General features: G+C 68.3%; 17 protein-coding genes. 5 read left to right on the top strand and 12 right to left on the bottom strand.

The annotated features are described in order from the left end of the window. Nucleotides 1–18 precede the first annotated feature (18 nt). The 7 genes from O9K63_RS12455 to O9K63_RS12425 form a co-directional block, all read right to left on the bottom strand. A complete protein-coding gene (locus O9K63_RS12455; protein ID WP_277238293.1) occupies nt 19–1,191 on the bottom strand; it encodes an acyl-CoA dehydrogenase family protein in 1,173 nt (390 codons plus the stop codon). 40 nt (nt 1,192–1,231) lie between these two features. Beyond that, the gene (locus O9K63_RS12450; RefSeq protein WP_277238292.1) at nt 1,232–2,089 is read right to left on the bottom strand and encodes an alpha/beta fold hydrolase; all 858 of its coding nucleotides are present in this window, start codon (nt 2,087–2,089) and stop codon (nt 1,232–1,234) included. A gap of 148 nt (nt 2,090–2,237) precedes the next feature. Beyond that, nucleotides 2,238–3,419, bottom strand: a complete 1,182-nt coding sequence (locus O9K63_RS12445; protein ID WP_277238290.1) for an acyl-CoA dehydrogenase — start codon at nt 3,417–3,419, stop codon at nt 2,238–2,240. A gap of 39 nt (nt 3,420–3,458) precedes the next feature. Beyond that, nucleotides 3,459–4,553, bottom strand: coding sequence for an ABC transporter permease (locus O9K63_RS12440; protein ID WP_277238288.1), 1,095 nt, complete (start codon nt 4,551–4,553; stop codon nt 3,459–3,461). After that, nucleotides 4,546–6,093: a sugar ABC transporter ATP-binding protein gene (locus O9K63_RS12435; RefSeq protein WP_277238286.1), complete on the bottom strand. Its 1,548-nt coding sequence runs from the start codon at nt 6,091–6,093 to the stop codon at nt 4,546–4,548. Before O9K63_RS12435 ends, O9K63_RS12440 begins: the two co-directional genes overlap by 8 nt. A 15-nt stretch (nt 6,094–6,108) precedes the next feature. Continuing rightward, entirely contained in the window at nt 6,109–7,281 is a 1,173-nt protein-coding gene (locus O9K63_RS12430; RefSeq protein ID WP_277238284.1) for a sugar ABC transporter substrate-binding protein, read from the bottom strand. Between the two features lie 207 nt (nt 7,282–7,488). Further along, entirely contained in the window at nt 7,489–8,283 is a 795-nt protein-coding gene (locus O9K63_RS12425) for a fumarylacetoacetate hydrolase family protein (protein ID WP_277238282.1), read from the bottom strand. A 249-nt stretch (nt 8,284–8,532) separates the two neighbouring features. On the opposite strand from O9K63_RS12425, the gene O9K63_RS12420 reads away from it, so the two are divergent. Continuing rightward, on the top strand, nt 8,533–9,393 hold the full coding sequence (locus O9K63_RS12420; RefSeq protein WP_277238281.1) for an alpha/beta fold hydrolase: 861 nt from the start codon (nt 8,533–8,535) through the stop codon (nt 9,391–9,393). 65 nt (nt 9,394–9,458) lie between these two features. Here O9K63_RS12420 and O9K63_RS12415 read toward each other — a convergent pair whose 3' ends face one another. From O9K63_RS12415 to dnaA, 5 genes are all read right to left on the bottom strand, one after another. Further along, nucleotides 9,459–10,061: a DUF721 domain-containing protein gene (locus O9K63_RS12415; protein WP_277238279.1), complete on the bottom strand. Its 603-nt coding sequence runs from the start codon at nt 10,059–10,061 to the stop codon at nt 9,459–9,461. Then, on the bottom strand, nt 10,058–11,266 hold the full coding sequence (gene recF / locus O9K63_RS12410; RefSeq protein ID WP_277238277.1) for a DNA replication/repair protein RecF: 1,209 nt from the start codon (nt 11,264–11,266) through the stop codon (nt 10,058–10,060). Before recF ends, O9K63_RS12415 begins: the two co-directional genes overlap by 4 nt. 1 nt (nt 11,267) lies before the next feature. Beyond that, nucleotides 11,268–12,353, bottom strand: a complete 1,086-nt coding sequence (gnd, locus tag O9K63_RS12405) for a phosphogluconate dehydrogenase (NAD(+)-dependent, decarboxylating) (RefSeq protein WP_277238276.1) — start codon at nt 12,351–12,353, stop codon at nt 11,268–11,270. Nucleotides 12,354–12,400: 47 nt separating this feature from the next. Beyond that, nucleotides 12,401–13,540 (bottom strand): DNA polymerase III subunit beta, encoded by a 1,140-nt coding sequence (gene dnaN, locus O9K63_RS12400; RefSeq protein WP_277238275.1) that lies wholly within the window; start codon nt 13,538–13,540, stop codon nt 12,401–12,403. Nucleotides 13,541–14,284: 744 nt separating this feature from the next. Continuing rightward, nucleotides 14,285–15,778 (bottom strand): chromosomal replication initiator protein DnaA, encoded by a 1,494-nt coding sequence (gene dnaA, locus O9K63_RS12395; RefSeq protein WP_277238273.1) that lies wholly within the window; start codon nt 15,776–15,778, stop codon nt 14,285–14,287. A gap of 483 nt (nt 15,779–16,261) precedes the next feature. Between dnaA and rpmH the strand changes: the two genes are divergently transcribed. The 4 genes from rpmH to yidC are packed head-to-tail and all read left to right on the top strand — an operon-like array spanning nt 16,262 to nt 18,111. Further along, nucleotides 16,262–16,399 (top strand): 50S ribosomal protein L34, encoded by a 138-nt coding sequence (rpmH, locus tag O9K63_RS12390; protein WP_277238271.1) that lies wholly within the window; start codon nt 16,262–16,264, stop codon nt 16,397–16,399. A 10-nt stretch (nt 16,400–16,409) separates the two neighbouring features. After that, nucleotides 16,410–16,781 (top strand): ribonuclease P protein component, encoded by a 372-nt coding sequence (gene rnpA / locus O9K63_RS12385; RefSeq protein ID WP_277238269.1) that lies wholly within the window; start codon nt 16,410–16,412, stop codon nt 16,779–16,781. Beyond that, nucleotides 16,778–17,107 (top strand): membrane protein insertion efficiency factor YidD, encoded by a 330-nt coding sequence (yidD, locus tag O9K63_RS12380; protein ID WP_277238268.1) that lies wholly within the window; start codon nt 16,778–16,780, stop codon nt 17,105–17,107. The genes rnpA and yidD overlap by 4 nt, the downstream gene beginning before the upstream one ends. Beyond that, nucleotides 17,104–18,111, top strand: a complete 1,008-nt coding sequence (gene yidC, locus O9K63_RS12375; RefSeq protein WP_277238267.1) for a membrane protein insertase YidC — start codon at nt 17,104–17,106, stop codon at nt 18,109–18,111. The genes yidD and yidC overlap by 4 nt, the downstream gene beginning before the upstream one ends. The last annotated feature ends 4 nt before the right edge of the window (nt 18,112–18,115 follow it).

Here is an 18,115-nt window from a genome sequence, read left to right as displayed (position 1 = left end):
GAGAGCGCGCTGTCGCGGTCAGGCGAAGAGCATGGGGTTGGTGATCTCGCCGCCGAAGTCGAGCGTGGCCGCGGCGTTGTAGATGGGACCGTCGACGTTGCAGATGTGGGTCATGCCCGCCTGCATGTCCCGCCAGTAGCGCTCGTTCGGCAGTCGCTCGTGGATGCTCTGCGAGCCGGCGATCTTGTACAGCCGGTCGATGGCGTCGATGGACCTGCGGACTGCCCGCACGCCGTTGCGGCGGGTCCGGACGCGCTCGGTCATCGTCAGCTCTCCGCCACCGTCGACGAAGTCGTAGAGCTCCTTCATCTCGTTAAGCAGAACCGTGCGGCTGGCGGCGATGTCCGCGGCGGCCTCGGCGTAGACGTGCATGAGCACGGGGTCCTGCTTGGCCACCCGCTGGTCGGCCGTGACCCGCTCGATCACGTAGTCACGGAAGACCTTGAGTGCCCCCTCGGCGATGCCCTGGGTGCCGGAGTTGATGGCGGCCGAGAAGACGACGGGGAACTTCAGGCGGTAGAGGGTCTTGCCGGGTTGGCGGTACTCGTAGTCACCGGCGTTCATCTCCGCGGCCCCGACCGTGCGGTAGTCGGGCACGAAGACGTCCTTCATGCGCACGTCCTTGGAGCCGGTGCCCTTCAGGCCCATGACGTTCCAGCTGTCCTCGACGATCTCGTAGTCCTTGCGCGGGATCACGAAGTGGCGCACCTGGGGCGGCATGAGCGCCTTGCCGTCGGCGTCGCCGACCATGCCTCCGAGGATGACCCACTCCGAGGCGTCGGTCCCCGTGGAGTAGGGCCACTGTCCCGTGAACAGGTAGCCGCCGTCGACGGGCGTGCCGACCCCGAACGGCGCGTACGGGGAGGCCGTCCACACGTCGTGGTCCTGGTCCCAGATCTCCTTCTGGAGGCGCTGGTCCATCATGGCGATCTCCCACGGGTGCACCCCGACGACACCGGTGACCCAACCGGCCGAGGGGGAGTGGTGGCCGACCTCCATGGCGGCCTCCATGAACTCGACCGGGTGTGCTTCGGCGCCGCCGTACTCCGCTGGGGCGTACAGGCGCATGACGCCCGAGTCACGCAGCACCTTCACGGTCGCGTCGGTCAGCTGGCCGGCCTGGTCGCTGGGCAGCGCCTCGCTGCGAAGGATCTCGGCGTGATTGCGGATGTGCTCGATCGGAGAAGTCATCGTTGAGTCCTCTTCGTGGTCTGGGTGTGGGTGGGTGCCGTCAGGCGTTCGCGAGCAGGAAGTCGCGGACGAGGCGGTTGAACTCGTCCGCGTGCTCGACCTGCGCCCAGTGGCCGCAGCGATTGAGCAGGACGAGTCGCGAATCGGGGATGCGGGCGAGCAGGTGCAACGAGTGCTCGAAGTGGACGACGCGGTCGTCGCGTCCGTGGATGAGGAGGCAGGGCACGCCGACGTCCTTGAGTGCGTCGAGGCTGAACCACTTGGCGATCGGACCGCCGGCAGCGAATCCGTCCAGGTAGTTCTTCAGGTGCTCGGGGTTCGCCCGGGCGGAGCGAGCCCGCTCCTCGGCCAGCTCGTCCGTGCCGAACCGCTCCGAGTCGTAGGTCATGACCTGCACAAGAGCCTTCATCGACTCGGCGGTCGGCTCACGGTATCCACCAAGAAGAACCTTCATGCCCTCGGAGAGACCGCCACCGGCCTGGGTGATCGGCACCGTGCCCGAGCCCGGACCCATGGTGATGGCCTGGCTGACCCGCTCGGGGTACTCGGTGGCCAGGCGCAGGGTGGTGATCCCACCCATCGAGTTCCCGACGAAGGCCGCCTTGTCGATGCCGAGCGCGTCGAGCAGCTGGACGGCCGCCTTCGCGTGGTCGTTCTCGTCGCGGGTGACGGCAGACGAGCGGCCCCAACCCGGCATGTCGGGTGCGATGACCCGGAAGTCCTTGCTCAGCTCGACGATGTTCGTCTTGAAGTTGCTCCAGCCGGTGGCACCCGGACCCGAGCCGTGGAGGAACACCACCACGGGCGCGTCTGGCGAACCCGCCTCGTTGTAGTGGATAGTCCAGTCAGGAGTCTCCACCTCGCGGGACGTGCTCTCCTCGGTGACCTGCTGACTCATCACGACTCCTTTGTCTGTGGGGCCTTGGCATCTGCGCCGGGGAGCGGCGGTCGATGCGGTGACCAAGCATCTTTGCTGTAGTGGTTGCTACAGAGTAGAGGGCATCAACGACTATTGGCAACCCCCGGCCCGCGTGCCGTGCGACGACTCAGTAGAGGGCGCTCGGGGGTACTGCACCACCGAACTGGTGCGCTCCCCACGCCGTGTAGCAGATCTCCCGGACGTTGCACACGTGCGAGGCCGCGACCTGCAGGTCCCGCCAGTAGGGCTCGAGCGGCGAGGCCTGCTGGATGGCGCTGGAGCCCATGAGCCGGTACAGGTCGCCGACAGCCGTGATCGCCCGGTCGGTGGCGCGCACCTGGTCGATGCGGAATCGCAGCCTGTCCTCGACGCTGATGTGGGGGCCACCACCGCACAACGAGTCATAGTGGTCACCGACGAGCAGCTTGACGTGGGCGATGCTTGCCTCGACGTCGGACTCGGCCCTGGCCAGAGCCTGCATCGTGAAGGGGTCGGCCTTGCTCGCAGTCCCCTGCGTGGAGACGCGCTTCTCGATGTGTGCGTAGGCCGCGTCGACTGCGCCACGGGCGATCCCGAAGGTGCCCGCGGAGATGGCCAGCGGGAACATCAGACCGAACTGCATGCGGTACAACGGGCTGTCCGGACGATGACGATCGGTGTACACGTTGCCGCGCACGTCGTCCGCAACGAGCACCCGGTGCTCCGGGACGAAGGCGTCGACGGTCACGTCGTTGGACCCGGTGCCGGACAGACCCATGACGTTCCAGCTGTCCGGGACGATCTCGAAGTCGCGGCGCGGGACCAGGAAGTGGCACACGGTCGGTGGTGACGTCGGCTGCCCGTCCTCGTCCGCGACCATCCCGCCGAGGATCGCCCACTCGACGTGGTCGCTTCCGGTCGAGAACGGCCACCGGCCGGTGAACCGGTAGCCGCCCTCGACGGGGATCGCCCGGCCGAAGGGCGCATACGGTGACGACACCCAGTCGTCGGCTCTTTCACCCTTCGCCCCGTAGACCTCGTCCTCGGCCTCCGGTCCCCAGATCGCGATCTCCCAGGGATGGATCCCGACGACGCCGGCGACCCAACCCGCGGAGGGGTGGTTGCGGCCGACCTCGATGGCCCAGTCGACGAAGTCGTTGGGGTGCCCCTCGAATCCCCCGTGGTCCTTCGAGTGGAGGATCTTCATCCCTTCCGATGCGCGCAGGATCTCCACGGTCCGGTCGGTCAGGCGGCCGAGGGCGTCGCTGGGGCGGGCTTCCGCCCGCAGTTCTGCGGCATGGTCACGGATGTGGGTCAGTGGGGAGTTCATCGGGTCCTCTGTCGGGGTGGTGGGGACGAAGGGGGGAGCTCAGGCCGTGGTCGTGCGTGAGCGGATGATCTTGGCCAGGGCGACGGCGACGACGAGACCGCCGCCGTAGAAGACGTTCTGGATCCAGCCGGAGAAGCCGAGCAGCTGCAGGCCGAAGATCCCGGTCGTGAGGAAGTAGATGGCGATCATCGTGCCGATCGGGTTGAACCGGCCCGGCTGGACGACCGCGGTTCCGAGGAAGACGGCGGCCAGGGCCGGCAGCAGGAAGGTCATCGTGGTGCTCGGGTCCACACCACCGACGCTGCCGACGAGGATGATCCCCGAGAGCCCGGACATCAGGGCTCCGGCGAGGTAGGCGCCGACCCGCACGCGGTTGACCCGGATGCCCGCCAAGCGCGCGACCTCGGGGTTCGACCCGATGAAGAGCATCCCGCGGCCGAGCGGTGTCCAACCCAGGACGTAGGCGATGAGCACCGCGAGCGCGAGGCCGTAGTAGAAGCTCAGGGGCAGCCCGAGGACATCGTGGCCGACGAGAGCGGCGAGACCGCGTGAGTTCACCGAGACGATGTTGGACCCGGAGATCATCTGGGTCAGGCCGGTCAGGAGGGTGGCCATGCCCAGGGTGACCACGAGTGAGCTCAGGTCCATGAAGACCACGAAGAAGGCGTTGGCCAGGCCGGCCACGAGCGCGACGACGACCGCCGCCGCCACGGCTGCGCCGATCGGCCATCCGTGGACGCCACCGAGGACGGCGACTGTCGTCGCCGTCATCCCCATGACCGAGGCGATGGACAGGTCGAACTCCCCGACGATGAGGGTGGTCATCGCCGAGAGGGCGAGGAAGACCAGCACCGACTGCGAGCCGAAGATCGAGGAGAGGGCGCCGACGTTCCAGAACGATGTCGGCATGAGGATCGCGTAGACGAGCACCATCACGGCCCAGACACCGATCAGGCCATACCTGCTGGTGAGGACGTGCAGCCAGCCGGGCTCGAAGCGCGAGCGCAGCGTCGTGCGGGTCGGCGGGGTGGCCGGGTCCGCCGGCTGCCCGCTGTCGGTGATGGTGCGGTGCGAGCTGTCGTCCGTGCTCGTCACCCGGGAGTGTGACGAGGTCGGGGTCGGGATTTCAGGCATGAGTGTCTCCAGCGGTGGCGGTGGCAGGGGAGGTGTCCGGTGCGGTCGTGTAGATCGCGTCCAGCACCTCGTCCGGATCAGTCGTCCGCAGCTCGACGAGGGGGCGATCGGGGTGGAAGACCAGGATGCGGTCACAGACCTCGACGAGGTCGCTCGGCTCGATGCTCACGTGGAGCACTCCGATGCCTCGGTCGGCGGCCTCACCGATCGTGGTGAGGATCTCCCGACGTGCCCCGACGTCGACCGCCTGGGTGGGCTCGTGCAGCACGAGGTAGTCGGGCTGGACGGAGAGCCACTTGCCGAGGAGGACCTTCTGTTGGTTGCCTCCCGAGAGCTCCTTGACCAGGGCCTGCGGACCGGTGGTCGTGATGTCGAGGAGGTCGATGTAGTGGTGGCTGTCCGAGTCCTGCCACCCGCGTGCCACGTGCCAGGGCCGGCCACGACGTCTCAGGTTGGGCAGGGCGATGTTGTCGCGGAGCGACATCTCCAGGGCGAGTCCCTCACGGATCCGTCCCTCGGGGAGCAGGGCGATACCGTTGCGCAGGGCCGTGCTCACGCTCAGTCCGGCAGCACGCAGCCGGCGGTCGCCGACGTCGATGGCACCGGCGGAGGCCTCGCGTGCACCGGTGATGAGGTAGGGAACCGACTCGAATCCCGAGCCCGGCAGTCCGGTGAGACCGACGACCTCACCGGCGCGCACGGTGAGGTCCAGGTCCTCCACGCCGGAACCGGAGAGGCCGGTGACGACCATCGCCTGCGCATCGGGCGGGGGGACGGCCGAGCGGCGGGTTGCCGCGTCGACGCTCTTGCCGAGCATCAGTCGGGCCAGCTCCGCCTCATCGAGGTCTGCGGTCGCCACCCCGGCACCCGCGACCCGGCCGTCACGCAGCACGGTCACCTTGTCGGAGAGCGAGAGGACCTCGTCGAGGTTGTGGCTGACCATGAGCACGCTCGTGCCATCGGCGACCACGCGTCGCAGGAGGGTGTGGAAGGCAGCGAGCTCCTCCCTGGCCAACGACCGGGTGGCCTCGTCGAGGATCACCAGGCCCTGACCCGGCTGCTGGTCGCGCAGCGCGCGGGCGATGGCGACCTCCGCCCGCGCCGAGGCGGAGAGCCGGGCGACCGGCGTGCTCGGGTCCACGTCGAGACCGAGGCGGGCAAGGACGCTGTTGGCGACGGCGCGCTGCGCCGCCCAGTCGATCTTCCGGGTGATCCGGTGGGCCGTGTACCCGCCGATACCGATGTTCTCGGCGACCGACAGCTGGTCCAGCAGTCCCAGGTCCTGGTGGACCACGGAGATCCCTGCAGCCTGGGCCTGGGACCACTGGACCGGCAGTGCCAGTGCCGTGTTGTCGATCCGGAGCGAGCCGCCCTCGTCGGGAGCGTGGTACCCCGTGAGGACCTTGACGAGGGTCGACTTGCCCGAGCCGTTCTGGCCGATGAGGGCGTGGATCTCGCCCGGTCGGATGACCAGCTCGGCGTCCTCGAGCACGTTGTTGGAACCGAAGGTCTTGGTGATCCCCCGGGCCTCCAGCCTCATCAGTGTGACCATGTCCTACTCGGCTCCCCATGCGGCAAGGAACTCGTCCCGGTACCCGGTGCCGAACCAGTCGTCGGTGAGGTAGGTCTTCGGGTCGAGCTGCAGGTCGTCGACGTTCTCCGGAGTGAACGCACGGGTGACGAGGACATCGGCCGGCTGGACCTCCTCACCGGAGGCCATCTGCATGAGGGCGTTGACGTGCTTCCACCCCTCGAAGATCACCGGCGTCCCGAGGTCGCTCGCCTGGGTGCCGTCCTGCACTCGCTGGAGGCCGGCGAGGTCGCTGCTCGAGCTGTAGATCTCGACCTGGTCCATCTTGTTGGCGCTCTTGGCGCCCTGGATGGCCGGAGGAACGAAGGTGTCGACGGGAACGATGATCGCGTTGGTGTCCGGGTTGCTGACGAGGGCCGCCGAGACGGTCGAGCTCAGCTTGTCGAGGTTGGCGGTGGTGAACTCGACGGAGTCGCTCCGGCAACCGGGGCACAGCTCCTCGAACTTCGTGATCATCCGCTCGCTGGCGACCTCGGTGGTCGAGGAGTCCATGAGCTTGAGGAAGAGCGGGTGCGTCTCCTGGCCCTGGCCGGCGACGGCGTCGGTGGCCATCGCTTCGTAGAGGAGGGCAACGCGCTCCGTGGCGTCGTAGAAGGCCAGGTTGTCGCTCTTGGGGGCGTTCTTCGACTCGTGCATCGACCCGACCAGGACCTTCGTACCCTTGGCGGTCAGGTCATCGATAGCTGCCGGGACCATGTCGTAGTCGACGAAGTTCGTGATGACGTAGTCGACGTCCCGGTCTCCGGCGGTCTTCAAGCACGCCGCGATCTCCGACGGGTTGAACTTGCCGTCGCAGACGTTCACCTTCGCCCCCAGCTCCTCCAGGGCCTGCTCCTCACCCACGCCCACACCGTGGATGACCGGGATCTGGTCCCCGAGCGGGACGATCGTGACCGTCTTTCCCCGCAGGTCGGCAGGATCGGCGATCTCGGTGACCTCCGGCCACTCGGTGATCTCCTTGCTCCATTCCTCGACCTGGGCCTTCGCCTCGTCGACGGAAGCGGCCTGCGCGCCGGAACTGTCCGCGGATGCGTTACCCCCCGAGGCCTGTTCGCCTGCGCCGCAGGCCGAGAGAGTCAGGGAGAGCGTGGCCACAGCGGCCAGTCCTCTCAGGGACGTGGTGGTGGTGCGGGACATGGTCGGCTCCTTTGCCGTGTCATGCCGCTGGCGCGGCGGTCTGCTGGACGCAGATGGGTCACTACCAGTCACTGGCACGGCAACAGTGACGCATTACCGTGTAGTGGTTGGTATAGGGAAGCACACTGGTTCTCGTACTGGCAATAGTTCAGAGCGAACTACCCTGTAATAATCGATTCACTGATGGGGCGGTAGGTGTGGCGACCACTACTCCGTGACGAGTTGGTGCTCCATGCGGCCGACGCCATCGACCCAGCTCGAGAGCGTCTGCCCGGACTGCAGGTACCGCGGCGGCCGGCGCGCCATCCCCACTCCGTCGGGAGTGCCGGTGAAGACGAGGTCCCCCGGCTGGAAGGTGAGGATCTGGGACAGCTCCGCGACTGCTCGGACCACCGGGTAGAGCAGATGCGCGGTGGTCCCGTCCTGGACCACCTCACCGTCCACGGCGCACCCCAGGTGCAGGTCGTCCAGGCCAGGAGCGTCGTCGAGGGTGACCACCCACGGCCCGATGGGGGAGAAGCCGGGGAAGGACTTGGCGAGACCGAACTGCGGAGCCGGTCCGCTCAGCTGTCGGTCCCGTTCGGACAGGTCCTGACCCACGGTGACCCCGGCCAACGCGTCGACCACATCCTCTTCCGCTGCGCGATGGAGCGCGCGCCCCAGCACAGCGACGACCTCGACCTCCCAGTCCACCGATCCTGCGGGAAGGACGATCTGATCGTGGGCGCTGGTGATCGAGCTGGGCCACTTCGTGAAGACAGGGGGCAGTTCCGCAGGCGCCTCGAACCCCGACTCGTGCGCATGCTCGGCGTAGTTGAGGCCGATCGCCACGACCGCCGCCGGCCGAGGGACGGGCGCATCGAGGTCCTCGATCGTCACGGGGGTGGCAACGTCCGGATCGGCAGCTGCCACCAGGTCACGGATGACGTCCACCGACGCATACATGTCCATGGGGTCCGGACCGATCCTCCCCGCGCTGAGTTCGGCGATGTCCCAGGCCACCAATGGACCGTTTTCACCGCCCGGCAGGACCACCCCGCGCCCACCACGACTCGCCAATCTCATCTGGATCCACCTTCACTGTAGTGACTACATCAGCACAAGCATCCACATGGAGGACAGACAGCCGGTCTTCATACATGTGATAGGAGGCTTGTAGGTCCGCGTCGGGCACCCTAGTGTGTAGTAATCACTCTAGAGATGCCGGTGTCAACCACGGCATCTCCCACCATCGCAACGAAGGACACGTCAATGCCGACGAAGAACGCTGAGGTCACGAGCCGGGACGTCCGCCTGGCGGAGGTCACCTACCGCGTGCACAGCACCGGGGACCCGAGCATGACCCCCCTCCTCCTGCTCCACGGCTCCGGCCCGGGCGCCACCGGGACGTCGAACTGGAAGGCGGTCATCGAGGAGCTGGGCGACCGCTACTACTGCATCGCACCCGACATGATCGGCTTCGGCGACTCGACCCACCTGACGGACCCGCCCCGCGGGATGAAGGCCCTCAACGCGATCCAGGCGCGCACCCTCTTCGAGCTGCTGGATGCGCTCGAGGTGTCCGGCCCGATCACCCTCGTCGGCAACTCGATGGGCGGGATGATCTCGTTGGAGATGGCTCTCCTGGATGGTGACCGCGTCGGGAAGATGCTGCTCATGGGCTCCGGCGGCGCACCCGACCTGCCGGTCACCGAAGGCCTGCAGCACCTCTTCGGCTTCTACGCCGACCCCACGCCGGCATCGATGAAGAAGTTGCTGTCCTCCTTCGTCTACGACATCGATGTGCTCGGTGACAAGGTCGACGAGGTCGTCGACGAGCGGATGCCCTACATCCAGCGCAGTGACATCAAGCGCTCGCACGCGGCGATGTTCGACCCGGGTGCACCCAAGCCGGGCTTCACCGCGCAGGAGATGGCCACCATCGGGCACAAGGTCCTGTGCGTGCACGGCCGAGACGACATCATCGTCCCGGTGGAGTCCAGCACCTGGCTGGCAAAGAACCTCCCGGACGCCTCACTGCACATCATCCCGAGGACGGGTCACTGGACGCAGATCGAGGCGCACGACACCTTCATCTTCCTTCTGGAGAGCCTCGTCGCGGGCAAGCTCTGAGAGACAGCGACCGCCCCCTTCGCTCCGGTCCTGCCGGTGGGGAGGGGGCGTCGTCGTGCACCCACTCACCCGTAGGTGTCGCGGGGACCGCGACCGTCGCTGGAGCGACGGGGGCCACGGGACCAGGAGGGCGCGCTCGGCCCGTGCACCCGCAGCTCGTGGACGACGTCGGGGCCGGCGGCGTCAGTGATGCGCCCGAGCAGGGAGCTGGACAGCAGGCGGATCTGCGTGGCCCAGGCCGTCGAGTCGGCGCGCACGGACAGCACCCCGTCCTCGAAGCTGACCGGCTGGCAGTGCTCGGCCACCTCCCGCCCGACGATCTCGTCCCACCGGCCCATGACCGAGCCGGCCGCGACGTCGACCTGCCAGCCGCGGTTGTCGACGAGGCGGTCGACCTGGTCACCGATGGTCATCGGGTCACGCCCACGGGTACCCTTCGGCGCCTGTGGGTGCTGCCGGCGCCGCTTGGGCCGGGGCTTCATCCCCGGGCGCAGCCCCTTCTTCGCGGCCATGGCGCGCGCCCGGGCGAGCGCGGTCAAGGCGGCGTCCTCGACGCTCGGCTCGACCTCGTCGTCCTCGGCCGGGACGGGCCCCGTGACAGGTTCCGGGACGTCGTCCGGGTTCGGCTCACCGCCGGCACCCGACGGGACGCCCTCACCCTCGCTCATGTCGCCTCGCCGACCTCACCGAGCGAGACGGTGTAGCGCCGTCCCGCCAGGGACTCGGGCACGTCCGCGGGGACCGCGGCGGTGATGAGCACCTGCTCGCAGTCGCTGACGAGCGCGGCCAGGCGCTCGCGCCGGCCGCTGTCGAGCTCGGCGAAGACGTCGTCGAGGACCAGCACCGGGTCGTCACCGAGGTCCCGGCGCAGCAGGTGGTAGGCCGCCAGCCGCAACCCGAGCGCGAAGGACCACGACTCACCGTGGGAGGCGTACCCCTTCGCCGGCATCGGCCCGAGGCCCAGCACGAGGTCGTCGCGGTGGGGACCGACGAGGTTGACCCCCCGCTCGACCTCCTGCTCGCGTACCCGGGCGAGCGACTCCAGGATCATCGAGCGCAGCTCGTCGACCTCGGGAACCTCCCCGGCCGCGATCGCCTCGGCTGCCTCGTCGTGCAGGGACGAGCGGTAGACCGCAGTGGCCTCGGACTGGTTGGCGCTGACCTCTCGATAGGCCTCCTGGAGGTGCGGCACGAGGTCGCGCAGGAGACGCAGCCGGGCGTAGAGCAGCTGGGCACCGACCGTGGCCAGGTGGTCGTCCCAGATCTCGAGGGTGCGCAGCGCGTCCTCGGCCGCGGCCGCGGGGTCGACGCCCTCGGGAGCCGCGGAGCTGCGACGCCGTCGACCTCGCCTGGAGCCCAGGAGCGAAGCGGCGGACTTCAGCAGCGCCCCGCGCTGGCGCACGATCTTGTCGTAGTCCGAGCGCACTCCGGCCCAGCGGGGCTGGCGCTGGACGAGCAGATCGTCGAGGAAGCGCCGCCGCTCCCCGGGGTCGCCCTTGACCAGGGCGAGGTCCTCGGGGGCGAAGAGCACCGTCCGCAGGGTGCCGAGGACGTCGCGGGTGCGGGGAAGGTGGGATCGGTTCAGCTTGGCGCGGTTGGCCTTGCCGGGCGTGATCTCCAGCTCGACGAGGCTCTCCCGCTCGTCCCGCACGACGGCGGCCCGCACGATCGCCCGGTCGGTGCCGAAGCGCACGAGCGGCTGGTCGGTCGCGACCCGGTGGCTGGAGAGCGAGGCCACGTAGCCGATCGCCTCGACGAGGTTGGTCTTGCCCTGCCCGTTGAGGCCGACGAGGGTGGTCACCCCCGGCTCCAGGGCGAGCTCGGCGGCGGGGTAGCTGCGGAAGTCGCCGATGCTCAGGTGGCGGACGTACACGTCACTCGGTCGACCCGGACCCGCTCGTCGGTCCGGGCGCTCCACCGGTGCTCTCCGTCCCGGAGGTGGGGCCGGCCGCCGCGGCGTCGCCCTTCGACGACTCGGTGGGTGCGGCCGCCGGGCTGACCTTCTTCTCCTCCTGGGCCTCGCTGGCCTCGGGGGAGGCGACCCCCTTCGCCGCCTCGGCCCGCAGTGCCTCGCCCTCGGCGACGGTCATGACCTGGTGCCCACCGAACTGGCCGCGCAGCGCGGCCACGGCCTGCATGGCCGGGCTGACCTGCTGGCGGGAGACGAAGCGGGCGAAGAGCGCGGCCGAGATGACCGGCATGGGCACGGCGTTGTCGATGCCCTCCTCCACGGTCCAGCGCCCCTCGCCGGAGTCGGCGGTGAAGTCGCTGACGTCGGTCATCTCGGGGTTCTCCTCGAGCGCCTTGACCATGAGGTCGAGCAGCCACGAGCGCACGACCGTGCCACGGCTCCACGCCTTGAAGGAACCCGGGACGTCGGTGACGATGCCCTTCTTCTCCAGCAGCTCGTAACCCTCGGCGTAGGCCTGCATCAGGCCGTACTCGATACCGTTGTGCACCATCTTCACGTAGTGCCCGGCCCCGACGTCGCCGGCGTGGACGAAGCCCTCGTCCCGCGGGCCCTCGGGCCGCAGCGCGTCGAAGATCGGCATCGCCTTCTCGACGTCCTCCTTCGCCCCGCCGCACATCAGCCCGTAGCCGTTCTCCAGGCCCCAGATGCCGCCGGAGACTCCGCAGTCGACGTAGCCGATGCCGTTGCGGGCGAGCTCCTGGGCGTTGGGGACGTCGTCGGAGTAGCGCGAGTTGCCGCCGTCGATCACGAGGTCACCGGGGGAGAGGCGGGTGGCGAGATCCGAGACGACGGCCTGGGTCACCTCGCCCGCCGGCACCATGACCCACACGACGCGCGGCGCGTCGAGCCTGTCGACCATCGCCTGGACGCTCTCGACGTCACTGACGTCGGGATCGGTGTCGTAGCCGATGACCTCGTGACCGGCGCGGCGCACACGCTCTCGCATGTTGCCGCCCATCTTGCCGAGACCGATGAGACCGAGCTGCATGTCGGACCTTCCTTCTTCGACGGTGGGCGAGCAGTGGACGAAGGGGGTCAGCCGGCGAGTCGCACCGGCTGCAGGACGTAGCGGTAGGTGGTGTCGATCTCTGCCTCGAGCGACTCCTGGCCGGTCATCATCGCAGGCTTCAGCGGAGCCGTGAAGGACAGGCGGGTGAAGGTCGTGCCGAGCACGCCGAGGCCGTCGAGGAGGTAGCCGGGGTTGAAGGCGACCTCGATCTCCGGGCCCTCGACGCTGGCCTCGATGGCCTCGGACGCCTGGGCGTCGTCACCGGTGCCGGCCTCGATGGTGACCTGGCCGTCGGCGAAGCGCAGCCGCACGGGGGTGTTGCGCTCGGTGACCAGGGCGACGCGCTTGACGGCCTCGGTGAGCAGCTCGGTGCCGACGACGGCCTCGGTCTCGCTCGTCGTCGGGAAGATCTTGGAGACCTTCGGGTACTCGCCGTCGAGCAGGCGGCTGGTGGTGTGGCGCTGGCCGGCCTCGAAACCGACGAGACCGGCGGAGCCACCAGCCGTGGCGGCCCCGAGCGAGACCTCGATCGACCCGGCCGCGCCGAGGGCCTTGGCGGTCTCGGCGAGGGTGCGTGCCGGGATGAGGGCGACGTGGTCGGCGTCGGAGGCGCGGGGCTGCCAGACGAGCTCGCGCATCGCCAGCCGGTACCGGTCCGTGGCCAGCAGGGTCATCCTCTCGCCCTCGATCTCGACCCGGACACCGGTGAGGATCGGGAGGGTGTCACCGCGGTCGGCGGCGATCTGCACCTGCTGGACCGCCTGGGTGAAGAGCGTGCCGTCGACGGTGCCGCTGCCCTCCGGGGAGGTCGGCAGGGTGGGGTACTCGTCCGCGGGCATCTGCAGCAGGGTGAAGCGCGAGCTGCCGCAGGTCACCTGGACCTTGGCTCCGTCGGTGGCGATGTCGACGGGCTTGCCGGGCAGGTTGCGGGAGATGTCGGCGAGGAGTCGGCCGAGCACGAGGGAGGTTCCGGACTCGCTGACCTCGGCTGCGACGGTGATCCGCGCGGAGACCTCGTAGTCGAAGGTGGACAGGGTCAGCGACCCGTCATCGGTGGCCTCCATGAGGACACCGGCCAGGACGGGAACGGGCGGACGGTTCGGCAGGCTTCGGGCCACCCAGGTGACCGCTTCGGCCAGCACATCGCGCTCGACGCGGAACTTCACGACAGACCTACCCTTCGACGCGCCGGGAGCGCGAGGTCACGGGATGACATGGAACCACGTCGCAACACGTGGGTTCCCTGACATTACGCGGTCGGGTCGCCTCGGGGGCAACCGAGGGCCTTCTTGTGATTCGTCGGGACGCTCTCGTCCACAGCCGGGGTCCCAGCAATGCGTGGGGGAGGGAATGGATGGAGAGAGGACTCATCGTTGTCTTAGGCGGTGTGGACACCGTGGACAACCGGCTCCGGCGCGCTGATGGCGCTGATCCCGGATGTGGACGGTCTGTGGACGGGAGGTGCACAACCATCGACGGGGTGTGGGCGAACACCACGCATCACCAGGTTGCTCGCGTTGTACACAGGTTCTGCACACCCTGTGCACACGTCCGTCCGCAGGAAATCCCGTGCTGAGCGTCGATCTGCGGGCTTCGCGTCGTCGCTCGGGGTGCCAAAGTGACCGGATGGCGCACACAGCGCGTCGTGACGGCAGTGGTTGTGGACGACGTCGGGCGTGTTGGCGGCTGCGGGGCAGCGAACAGGTACCCACAAGCTTGTCCACAGGCTGTGGATCTGTGGACAAGCTGGGGAGGCCCCGGGGTCGGACGCGGTGGGTCCCGATGAGGTCACGATCGTCCGGCACGCGCACACAGGTGGGGAGAAGCCTGTGGATATCGCCGGATGAGGATCTATCCCCATGTCTTGCGCAGAGGACAGAGTCGCGTATATGGCGCGATGGCCCGGGCGCTCAGCCGGCCTGCTGCTTGATGCGGTTCGTCAGCTCGGTGACCTGGTTGTAGATGGCGCGCCGTTCCCCCATCAGCTCACGGATCTTGCGCTCCGCGTGCATGACGGTGGTGTGGTCGCGCCCGCCGAACTGCTCGCCGATGCGCGGGAGGGACATGTCGGTGAGCTCGCGACACAGGTACATCGCGATCTGGCGCGCGGTGACGAGCAGGCGGGTCCGGGAGGGGCTCTGCAGGTCCTCGATGTTCAGACCGAAGTAGTCGGCCGTCTGCGCCATGATCGTCGCGCTGGAGATCTCGCTCGACTGCTCGTTGGGGATGAGGTCCTTGAGCACGATCTGGGCCAGGCCGATGTCGACCGGCTGCCGGTTCAGGCTGGCGAATGCGGTGACGCGGATGAGGGCGCCCTCGAGCTCGCGGATGTTCGTGCTGATGCGGCTGGCGATGAACTCGAGCACGTCGGCGGGGACGGAGAGCTTCTCCTGGATGGCCTTCTTGCGCAGGATCGCGATCCGCGTCTCGAGGTCGGGCGGCTGCACGTCCGTCAGCAGGCCCCACTCGAAGCGGCTGCGCATGCGCTCCTCGAAGCCGGAGAGGAGCTTGGGCGCGACGTCGGAGGTGATGACCACCTGCTTGTTGGCGTTGTGCAGGGTGTTGAAGGTGTGGAAGAACTCCTCCTGCGTCTGCATCTTGCCCTGGAGGAACTGGATGTCGTCGATGAGCAGGACGTCCACGTCGCGGTAGCGCCGCTGGAAGTTCGCGGCCTTGTCGTCGCGGATGCTGTTGATGAAGTCGTTGGTGAACTCCTCGGAGTTCACGTAGCGCACCTTCACGTGCGGGTAGAGGCTGCGGGCGTAGTGCCCGATCGCGTGGAGCAGGTGCGTCTTGCCCAGTCCGGACTCGCCGTAGATGAAGAGCGGGTTGTACGCCTTGGCGGGCGCCTCGGCGACGGCGACGGCGGCGGCGTTGGCGAAGCGGTTGCTCGCACCGATGACGAAGGTGTCGAAGGTGTACTTCGGGTTCAACCGCGTCAGCTCGACCTGCTCCGGCTCGGGCCGGCCGCGCCGTGGGCGCACGGGGGTCGGCGGCTCCGGGTCCTCGTCGACGAGGCCGTCGTCGACGTCGTCGACGGGCAGCGTGGAGGAGAGGCCCTGCCGGCGCTCGGGCCGCGACTCGGGATGGTCCTGCTCGTCCTCGATGCCCTGGGTCGGCGGGAGGGAGTCCTCCTCGGCGAGGTCGGGGTCGACCGTGACGGCCAGCCTGACCTCACGGCCGAGCTGGTCGGACAGCGCCTGGGTGACGTGCATCCGAAGGCGCTGCTCGACGAAGTTCTTGGAGAAGTCGTCCGGGACGGCGATGAGTGCGGTGTCGTCGAGGAGTCCGACGAGCCGGGCCATGCTCAGGAAGGCCCGTCGAGTGACCGGGACGCCGTCGGCATCGAGGGTGTCGAGGGTGGTCCGCCACACCTGACCGAAGTCGACCTCGGCTTCGGCCACGGGCGCACACCTCTTTCTCTGCGGCTCCTGGCCGGTCGGGTCCTCGTCACTGCCATTGAACCCCATCAGGGGTCGCCGTCCACAGCATTGTCCACAACTGTGGGTACGCCACTGGTGACAAGGTGATGAGGGGTGACGCTAACAACTTGGATCATCATTGGGCAACCGGAGAGCGCGGCAACTTTCCGTGGTCCACGGCGTGTCTCCGCAAGGATCGGCGCCGCGACTGGCAACGTCGGCGGGTTCGGCGGAGCGTCGTCCTCAGGCGCCACCGAGGGGCCGCGAAGGGGGTGGATCCCCTCCGCGCGGGTTTGACCCCTGAGACCGGGCTCCCGTACCTTTGTCCGAGGCCTGTCGGCCGCTTTCGCATGCCCATGCTCGTCCCGGATCGACCAGGGAGGCACGACGTGGGCTTCCGATGGCGACCGATGCCATCGACCTGAGCACCGGACCCCCCGGGTCCACCGATCATCGGAGACTGCAATGAGCAAGCGCACCTTCCAGCCGAACACCCGTCGTCGCGCGAAGACGCACGGCTTCCGCGCCCGGATGCGCACCCGCGCCGGCCGCTCGATCCTGGCGAACCGTCGCTCCAAGGGTCGCAACAAGCTCTCGGCCTGACGAGCGCCCGGTGCTGCCCTCGCGGCACCGCCTGACGCACCGCGCGGACTTCGCGGCAACGATCCGGGGTCGGGGCACCGCCCGCCGCGGTACTCGACTCCTCGTGGTCCATGCCCGCCCGGCGGACGCCTCCCGGACCGACGCGCGAGACCGTGTCTCGCGCGTCGGTCTCGTCGTGTCCAAAGCCGTGGGGAATGCCGTGACCCGCACGCGCGTCAAGCGACGCCTGCGCGCCCAGATGGCCCTGCTCCTCCCACTCCTGCCGGTCGGGACCGATGTGGTCGTCCGGGCCAACCCCCCTGCTGCGGACGCCACGTCCCAGGAGCTGGGCGCCGCCCTTCGGCACTGCTTGGCCGACCTGCTCGTTGGGCAGGACCGATGACAATCCTCGCGCTGCCCCTCATCTGGCTGGTGAAGGCCTACCAGCTGGTGATCTCCCCGCTGCTGCCGCCGAGCTGCCGGTACTACCCGAGCTGCTCGGGCTACGCGGTGACGTCGTTGCAACGGTTCGGCCCGTTGCGCGGCGGATATCTGTCCGTGCACCGCCTGCTGCGGTGCAACCCCTGGTCCGCCGGGGGGATCGATCACGTGCCCGCCACCTGGGCCGACCGTGGATCGCCGGAGCTGGCGAAGCCACAGCTGGCTCGCGTGGACGACGACGACGACGTCGCACGCGACGTCACCGACAAAAGGATGTTCACCGAGTGAGCTTCAGCGACATCATGTACCCGTTCGAGTGGCTCGTTGCCTGGATCATGTATCTCTGGCACAGCGCACTGACGTCGATCGGTCTGCCGGAGGCCAGCGGCTGGACGTGGACGCTGTCCATCGTCGGCCTCGTCCTGGTAATGCGGGCCGCCCTGATCCCACTCTTCGTCAAGCAGATCCACGCCTCGCGCAAGATGCAGCTCATCCAGCCCGAGATGCAGAAGATCCAGGCGAAGTACAAGGACAAGAAGGATCCCGAGTCCCGTCAGAAGATGACGGAAGAGACGATGGCGCTCTACAAGGACAGCGGGACCAACCCGTTCTCCTCGTGCCTGCCCATCCTGGCGCAGTCGCCCTTCTTCTTCGGACTCTTCCGTGTCCTGAACTCCCTCGACGAGATCGGTGCCGGTCAGGCCGACGCCATCGGTCCCATCACCCAGTACGTCGCCGCCCAGGCGGAGTCCTCGGCCATCTTCGGCGCGCAGCTGTCGGCCCAGTTCAACGCCGCCGACAACTGGTCCGTACGGATCGTCACGGTCGTGCTGATCATCCTGATGTCGGCGACGACCTTCACCACGCAGTACCAGCTGATGCGCAAGAACATGCCGGCATCGGCGCTGGAGGGCCAGTTCGCCCAGCAGCAGAAGATGATGCTCTACCTCTTCCCCATCATCTTCGCCGTCTCCGGCGTCTTCTTCCCCGTCGGTGTCCTCATCTACTGGTTCACGACCAACCTGTGGACCATGTGCCAGCAGTTCTACGTCATCCGACGCATGCCGGCACCCGGATCCGCGGCCGAGAAGGCCATGCAGGAGCGTCGCCGCAAGCGGGGCAAGCCGCTCGACACCTACGAGGAGACCCGGGAGCGGGCCCACGACCTCGAGATGGAGGAGGAGCTGCGCTCGAAGGGGGTCCTCTCCGGACAGCGGCAGCAGCCGATGTCGAAGAAGCGCGCCAAGAAGTCCAGCGGCCAGTCGCCGAAGAAGCCCGGTAAGAACACCTGACCTC

The sequence above is a fragment of the Janibacter cremeus genome (assembly GCF_029395675.1).
Classification (GTDB): Bacteria; Actinomycetota; Actinomycetes; order Actinomycetales; family Dermatophilaceae; genus Janibacter; species Janibacter cremeus_A.
Note: the sequence above shows the minus strand (reverse complement) of the source record. Positions and strands in the feature narration are given on the sequence as shown.

Excerpts from the sequence above, each read along its gene's own strand:
- O9K63_RS12435 (WP_277238286.1), bottom strand. The coding sequence starts at position 6,093 with ATGAGGCTGGAGGCCCGGGGGATCACCAAGACCTTCGGTTCCAACAAC.
- O9K63_RS12440 (WP_277238288.1), bottom strand. The coding sequence starts at position 4,553 with ATGCCTGAAATCCCGACCCCGACCTCGTCACACTCCCGGGTGACGAGC.
- O9K63_RS12450 (WP_277238292.1), bottom strand. The coding sequence starts at position 2,089 with ATGAGTCAGCAGGTCACCGAGGAGAGCACGTCCCGCGAGGTGGAGACT.
- gnd (WP_277238276.1), bottom strand. The coding sequence starts at position 12,353 with ATGCAGCTCGGTCTCATCGGTCTCGGCAAGATGGGCGGCAACATGCGA.
- rpmH (WP_277238271.1), top strand. The coding sequence starts at position 16,262 with ATGAGCAAGCGCACCTTCCAGCCGAACACCCGTCGTCGCGCGAAGACG.
- O9K63_RS12420 (WP_277238281.1), top strand. The coding sequence starts at position 8,533 with ATGCCGACGAAGAACGCTGAGGTCACGAGCCGGGACGTCCGCCTGGCG.
- O9K63_RS12415 (WP_277238279.1), bottom strand. The coding sequence starts at position 10,061 with ATGAGCGAGGGTGAGGGCGTCCCGTCGGGTGCCGGCGGTGAGCCGAAC.
- O9K63_RS12455 (WP_277238293.1), bottom strand. The coding sequence starts at position 1,191 with ATGACTTCTCCGATCGAGCACATCCGCAATCACGCCGAGATCCTTCGC.
- yidD (WP_277238268.1), top strand. The coding sequence starts at position 16,778 with ATGACAATCCTCGCGCTGCCCCTCATCTGGCTGGTGAAGGCCTACCAG.
- O9K63_RS12430 (WP_277238284.1), bottom strand. The coding sequence starts at position 7,281 with ATGTCCCGCACCACCACCACGTCCCTGAGAGGACTGGCCGCTGTGGCC.
- O9K63_RS12445 (WP_277238290.1), bottom strand. The coding sequence starts at position 3,419 with ATGAACTCCCCACTGACCCACATCCGTGACCATGCCGCAGAACTGCGG.